Below are 2,057 nucleotides of genomic sequence, written 5' to 3' on the forward strand. Positions count from 1 at the left end.
ACACGCCACCCGGAGCGTTGTTTCTCGTTCCGATGGTTGCTGGGCGCGGCGGCTTGAGGCCACTTCTGGCGCATTCGCTGCGCCGCGGACGCACTCATCCCTGGGCCTCCAGCAATTGCCGGCGCGCCATCCACAGGTTCGACAGCGCGAACAGCGTGACGAGCTGCGCCGTGTTCTTCGCTAAGCCTCGGTAGCGCACCTTGGTGAAGCCGAACTGGCGCTTGAGCACGCGGAACGGGTGCTCGACCTTGGCGCGGATGCTCGCCTTCATCTTCTCCACACGCTCGGCGATGAACTCCGGCTCGATGAACGGGTTGAGCTTCCTGCGCAGGCCGGGCGCATGGCCACGTGCCACGTCGGACCCGCGGCCTCGGGTCGCTTGTGCACGCCCTGATAGCCCGCATCGCCGAAGGCCGCGTGCTCTTCGCCGTGCAGCAGTTGTCCAGCGACGTTGAGGTCATTGACGTTGGCCGCCGTGCCAACGACCGTGTGCACCAGGCCCGAGGCGGCGTCCACGCCGATGTGAATGAAAGGGACTTCCCCGTCCCGAGCTATCCGCAGATTGCCCCTTGGGCGTTGCGGCAAACGGCATCCAAGTGCCACGATGGGAAGTCAACACCTCATCAACTCACTCGGAAGGGGAAGTCCATGGCCATTTTGACCCTCGGCATCGATCTTGCCAAGAATGTGTTCGCCGTCCACGGCGTGGATGAAGCCGGCAAGCCGGCACTGGTTCGCCCTGAGGTGCGGCGCAACAAACTCGTGGAGGTCATCGCTTCACTGCCACCTTGCGTGATCGGGATGGAGGCGTGTTCCGGCGCTCACCATTGGGCGCGAGAGTTCGAGAAATTCGGTCATACGGTGCGCCTGATGGCGCCGAAATTTGTGGCTCCCTACAGGATGGCGGGAAAGCGCGGCAAGAACGATGCAAACGACGCTGCGGCGATCTGCGAGGCAGTCACGCGGCCCCAAATGCGATTCGTACCCATCAAAAGCATCGATCAGCAAGCAGAGCTATTTGTACACCGGGCACGCCAGGGATTCGTGCAGGAGCGCACCGCTGTCATCAACCGAATTCGCGGCCTGCTCAGTGAGCTCGGAATCGTTCTGCCGCTCCAACCTACTACGGTGCGCAGAGAAGCGCACAAGGTATTGGAGGATCTGCCTGGCTGGTGCAACATCGTCATTGGTGACCTGCTGAGCGAGCTCACCCGGCTGGATGGGCGCATCGCCGAGTACGACACACATGTCAGGCATATGGCCCAGCATGATGACAAGGCCCGCCGATTGATGCAACTCGCTGGCATCGGTGCCACGACGGCATCGGCCATAGTTGCCAGCGTGGGCAACGGGCTTGAATTCAAGAGCTCCAGCCAGTTCAGCGCTTGGTTGGGCTTGACACCCGGCCAGCACAGTTCGGGGGGAAAAGCGAGGCTGGGGCGAATAACAAAGGCTGGGGACAGCTATCTGCGTAGCTTGCTGATCCTAGGGGCAAGAACGGTGTTGAATGTGGCCGCAAGCAAATCAGATCCGGTGAGTCGCTGGGCTATCAAAGTGCAAGAGCGCCGCGGGTACTGGCGCGCTGTCGTTGCCATTGCGTCCAAGAACGCCCGGATGTGCTGGGCGGCACTTCGGATGGGAGAGGCCTTCAAAGTTCCTGCATAGCCAGACGTAGCAGACAGAGAGAATGGGCGTCGCCGGAAAACACACGGCGTTGTTGGAATCGAACTTGGCATCGCGTGTTGTGCCGTTGTTGATGAGTGAAAAGGTTGGACCTGCGCTGGGGAGTTCTCGAATGAAGGCCCGGGCTCTTGCCCTGATAGCCGAGATGTGAATGGAGACCCCGGCGCGCGTCTTTCATCAGGGACCGCTGCCAACGAGTGCAGCAACAATGTCCGTTTGTAGTCTTGCCGTCCGCATACCTTGAACTCAAAAAGCAGCAGCAGTCGGTGCTGAGGTTCTCAGGAGCTATTCAGCCGACGCGTTCGATCATTCCGGTCCGACGCGGTGGATCGGCGTTTGACAAACTGAGGGAAGCCCTTGTAGGGCCTTCATCC

1 protein-coding gene and 1 pseudogene are annotated in these 2,057 nt (G+C 61.0%); one reads left to right on the top strand and one right to left on the bottom strand.

Annotated features, from left to right (window positions below):
* Nucleotides 1–94: 94 nt before the first annotated feature.
* Nucleotides 95–525: pseudogene (locus EJI01_RS28205) on the bottom strand (transposase); the annotation flags it as partial.
* 123 nt (nucleotides 526–648) lie between these two features.
* Here EJI01_RS28205 and EJI01_RS28210 point away from each other — a divergent pair.
* Nucleotides 649–1,665: an IS110 family transposase gene (locus tag EJI01_RS28210; RefSeq protein WP_126840395.1), complete on the top strand. Its 1,017-nt coding sequence runs from the start codon at nucleotides 649–651 to the stop codon at nucleotides 1,663–1,665.
* Nucleotides 1,666–2,057: the final 392 nt, after the last annotated feature.

Origin of the sequence: Variovorax sp. MHTC-1, from assembly GCF_003984645.1 — a bacterium.
Lineage (GTDB): Bacteria > Pseudomonadota > Gammaproteobacteria > Burkholderiales > Burkholderiaceae_C > Variovorax.

What these genes read in the sequence shown, in the direction of transcription:
- EJI01_RS28210 (WP_126840395.1), top strand. Translation starts at nt 649, where the DNA reads ATGGCCATTTTGACCCTCGGCATCGATCTTGCCAAGAATGTGTTCGCC.